The organism is Leisingera sp. F5 (assembly GCF_001593695.1).
In genome coordinates this window covers 1-4,370 of the sequence record NZ_LUKH01000169.1, presented here as the reverse complement: position 1 = coordinate 4,370, position 4,370 = coordinate 1, and the positions used below count along the sequence as shown (strand labels likewise).

The window sequence follows — 4,370 nt, the reverse complement described above, 5'->3', positions numbered from 1 at the left end:
CCATCAGGATATCGGCGGCGGCCAGAGCATTGATGGTCAGATAGCCGAGGGCAGGGGGGGTATCCAGAAGGATGATATCGTAGTCGCCCAGCGCACCGCCCTGATCCAGCGCGTTGGTCAGCGCATCCCACAGCGCCCAATTGCGCAGCCCCATGCGCCAGACCGGGATCTGGAATTCGGCCCAGTAGAGGTTCAGCTGCGCGCCGATCAGGTCGATATTGGGCCAGTGGGTTTTCTGAACCACGTTTCGCAGCGAAACCTCCCTGGCCTCGGTCAGGGTCTCATCAAGGGGAATAGGGTCTAATCCAGAGGCGGCGCGGACCTTGTTCTCGGCCTCTACGGCGTCTGCATAGTCACGGGCAAGGAGGGGGAAGACGGTCTGCCATTCGTCCGCCACCTGGCCGCCCATGATCGAGGTCATCGAGCCCTGGCTGTCGAGGTCGACCACCAGCACCTTGTAACCGTCGAGCGCGGCGGACATGGCGAGATGGGCGGCGGTGGAGGTTTTGCCGACGCCGCCCTTGAAGTTGGCCACGGCCACGATCTTGGCGGGCAGGCCTTCGGGGCGGTAGGGGCGGTATTCCTTGGTGCTGATGCCTTCCTCGGCGAAATGGTCGCGCAGCTTCAGCACGTCTTCCAGGGTGAACCAGCGCGAGCCGCTGGCGCCCTCGCCCTGGGGCAGGTCCGGGTTTTTGTTCAGCACCCGGCGCAGATGGGCGGGGGCGACCGGGATCAGGTAGCGGCAGACCTCCCACGTTGAAAAACTGCGCAGGCGTTTGCGCCCGTCCGGTGCGTAGCCGCGTTTGGCCAGATCATCGCGTCCGCGGCCTGCGAAAGCTGCGGCCTTGGCGAACCGGGCGGTGTCGACAAGCTCGCCCAGTTTGGCGGCGGCGGCCTCGGGGTCGAGGTTGAAATAGGGGGGCAGGGGGGTGTCGGGTTTCTTTGCCATGTGACGGGTGCCTCGGGTATATCGCCTGTTTGGCGTGTTATCACCGCTTTTGTGGCACATCCTGGAGAGAGTGTGAATCATATTCTAGCAACGCATCTGTTTTCCGCCGCCGTCCGTATCCCGCGGAATATATGAGTCTTTTCCCCAATATTCATAATGGCACAAACAGATTGAAATGTTGTGAATCTTTGATTCAGTTTAGAGTCTTTGGGGTTAGTAAGTTTCGGTATATCAGATGGTTACACATGTTTGGGGACCTGTATCCAGTATTAAAGGAACCCGTTTGCAGGAGCATTGGTACCCGTCTGCGGGAGCAAGGGCCCCGATTCGCAGGAAGACAGGCACCCGCGACTCGCAGGCCGCAAATCAGGCGGTTTCAGGATCCATATTAGCCGGAAAACCGGGGAAACCAGCGCTGAATGGCGCCTGAAACCGGAGAGACCGGGTAAAGGTACCCGTTTGCGGGACGAAGCCTTCCCGTAAATGGGTCCCCAATGCAGGATTGAGCGCGGGTTCCTTTTAAGCCATAGTACCGCCAAGGCAGGCCCCGGAGAGTCGCAAAGACCGGCACGGGGACAGGAGGGCAGGGCGATGGACGCCAAAGACATCCCGCACAACAAGCTGACAGGCCCGCTGCGCCGCGGGTCGGTGAAGAAGAATGTGGCGGCCATTCATGTCTCGGGCAAACTGACGCTGCTGCAGCGCAAACTGTCGAATGTGCTGCTGCTGAATGCCTATGACACGCTGATCACAAAACCCAAGCATCAGATCGACGCGCAGACGCTGTGCATGATGGTGGGCTATAACTCCAATGATATGGAGACGCTGAAGCAGTCGCTGCGCAGCCTGGCAGAGACAGTGGCGGAATGGGACATGCTGGATGAGCAGGGGCGGCAGGAATGGGGGGTCAGTTCGCTGTTGTCCTATGCCAAGCTGGCGGGGGGCGTGTGCGAATATGCCTATTCTCCGGCGCTGGCGGAGAAGCTGCATGACCCCAAGGTTTTTGCCCTGATCAATCTGAACATCCAGCGCCGGTTCACCTCTGGCCATGCGCTGGCGCTTTATGAAAACTGCTACCGTTTTGTGCGCACAGGATCGACGGGCTGGTGGGAAATCGCGCTGTTCCGGCGCCTGATGGGGGTGGACGGCAGCGCCTATTACGAGAGCTTCAAGCATCTGAATGCCAAGATCATCAAGCCGGCGGTGACGGAGGTGAACAAGACCTCGAACATCCTTTTGACGCCGGAATTCAAGAAGATGGGGCGGCAGGTGGCCGAGGTGCGGTTCCTGATCAAGGAAAACCCGCAGCTGGCGATGCTGGACATTGATGATGGGGCAGGGGTGCGGCAGGGGGCGGTGTATTCCCAGCTGATCGGCCTGGGCGTCAGCGACCGGCTGGCGCGGCAGTGGATTGCCGAGCACGGCGAGGACTACGTGGCCGAAAAGGTCGGCTATCTGAAAGGTAAGAAGGGCGTGGACAGCCCGGTGCGCTATCTGAGCGCGGCCTTGCGGGACGATTACAAGGACGCGCCGGCCGAGGCGGTGAAAGAGGTTTCGCCCGAGGTTCTGGCGGCGGCTGAGGCGCGCCGCGCGGCAGACGCCGAGGCGGCCCGGCTTGCGGCAGCAGAGGACGCAGTCAAGGCGCGGGAGCGGTCGCTGAGGGCGCAGCGGCTGGAGCGGATCCGGGATCTGGCCGCCGGACGTTCACCGACGCAGAGAGATGCGGACAAGCGGCTGTTCCTGAGCCGCCTGGAAACCGAGATCGACCGCGAGGAATTCCGCAACCGCGGCTGGGCGGCGGCGCTGCTGGCCGGTGAGATGGCCCAATTCTGGGAAGAGCTGATCCCCGGCGCGCTGGAGGATCTGGCAGGGTAGGGCGGGCCGCTTAAGGGAAGCGGCCCGGCAGGATCAGGCGGCGGGCCTGACCCCGGTTTGCAGATGGCGGAGGATTAAACCCCCGCCATTTCCTGTTTCTCTACCCGCCGGAAGAAGATCAGGTAGAACACCGGCGCGGCCACCAGGGTAAGCACGGTGGCAAAGGCCAGGCCGCCCATGATGGTGATCGCCATCGACACAAAGAAGGCGTCGGTCAGGAGCGGCGCCATGCCAAGGATCGTGGTCACCGCCGCCAGCATCACCGGACGCAGACGCGACACTGACGCCTCGACGATGGCTTCGCGCAGGGGCAGGCCGGTTTCGCGCACCAGGTCGATTTCCTCAACCAGGACAATGCCGTTTTTGATCAGCATGCCCGACAGGCTGAGCAGACCCAGAAGGGCGGTGAAGGTGAAGGGGAAGCCGGTGCCCAGAAGCCCGATCACCACGCCGTTCACGGACATCGGCACCAACAGCCAGATGATCACCGGCTGGCGGATCGCATTGAACAAAAGCACCGAGATCAGCACCATGATCAGCAGCGTGACCGGCAACTGCTTGCCCAGGGACTCATTCGCGTCGCCCGAGCTTTCATGCTCGCCGCCCCATTCCATCAGGTAGCCGGGCGGGATGTCCATCGCCTCGATGGTTTCCTGCACCTCGGCAAAGACGGTGGCGGCGGTCAGCTCCGGCGGGATGTCGGCGCCGACGGTCAGGGTCGGCAGCCGGTCGCGGCGGTGCACCAAGGTGTTTTCCATGACCACATCAACGCCGTCGATCATCTGTTCCAGCGGCACGAACTTGCCGGCCGAGGAGGAGAAGACCACCTGATCATAGATGTTGTAGGGATCCTGCGGCGCGCGGCGCACGACGATGGGGATCAGCCGGTCGCGTTCGCGGAACACCCCCATTTGCAGCCCGTCGGTGGAAAACTGCAGCGCATCGGCGATGTTTTCGCGGGTGACGCCGGCGGTTTGCGCCCGGTCGTTGGCATAGACCGGTTTCAGCACGGGTTCCTGCTCGCGCCAGTCGTGGCGCGGGGTCAGGATATTGGCAGAGGCCGCTTCAAGCCGCTGAACGGCTTCGTCGCCCAGCCTGCGCAGCACGCGCGGGTCGGGGCCGGAAAAGCGCACCTGAATCGGATCGCCGCCACCGGGGCCGAAAACCAGCCGCTTGGTGCGGAATTCGCCCTCGGGGAACTGCGCCTGGCCGAATGCTTCGAGTTCGGCTTGCAGCGGCGGGATCGCATCCAGGGTTTCGGTGCGGATGATCAGATGGCCATAGCTGGGGTTCGGCTTTTCGGCCGAGTAGGTCAGCATGAAACGGGTGGCGCCCTGGCCGGTGAAGGAGGCAACCGAGACCACATCATCGCGTTCGCCCAGCCAGTCCTCGAACACCTTGAGATGCTTGGATGTCGTCTGGATCGAGGTGCCCTGCGGCAGCTTGTAGTGGACAAAGAACAGCGGCGTGTTGGAGTCCGGAAAGAACTGCTGTTTCACCTGACCGAAGCCGATGAAACAGATCACGGTGATGCCCGCCAGCCCGG

The 4,370-nt window shown here is 62.5% G+C and carries 3 protein-coding genes; 1 reads left to right on the top strand and 2 read right to left on the bottom strand.

The window, feature by feature from the left end:
- On the bottom strand, positions 1-949 hold a 949-nt coding region (locus A2I95_RS26545), incomplete at its 3' end, for an AAA family ATPase (RefSeq protein WP_291734737.1).
- A gap of 591 nt (positions 950-1,540) precedes the next feature.
- On the opposite strand from A2I95_RS26545, the gene A2I95_RS26540 reads away from it, so the two are divergent.
- Positions 1,541-2,824 carry a replication initiation protein gene (locus tag A2I95_RS26540; RefSeq protein ID WP_291734734.1) on the top strand — a complete coding sequence of 428 codons (1,284 nt, stop codon included), beginning with the start codon at positions 1,541-1,543 and terminating at the stop codon, positions 2,822-2,824.
- Between the two features lie 74 nt (positions 2,825-2,898).
- Here the strand turns inward: A2I95_RS26540 and A2I95_RS26535 are convergent.
- Positions 2,899-4,370: efflux RND transporter permease subunit (locus A2I95_RS26535; protein WP_291734732.1), on the bottom strand; the 1,472-nt coding region annotated here is incomplete at its 5' end.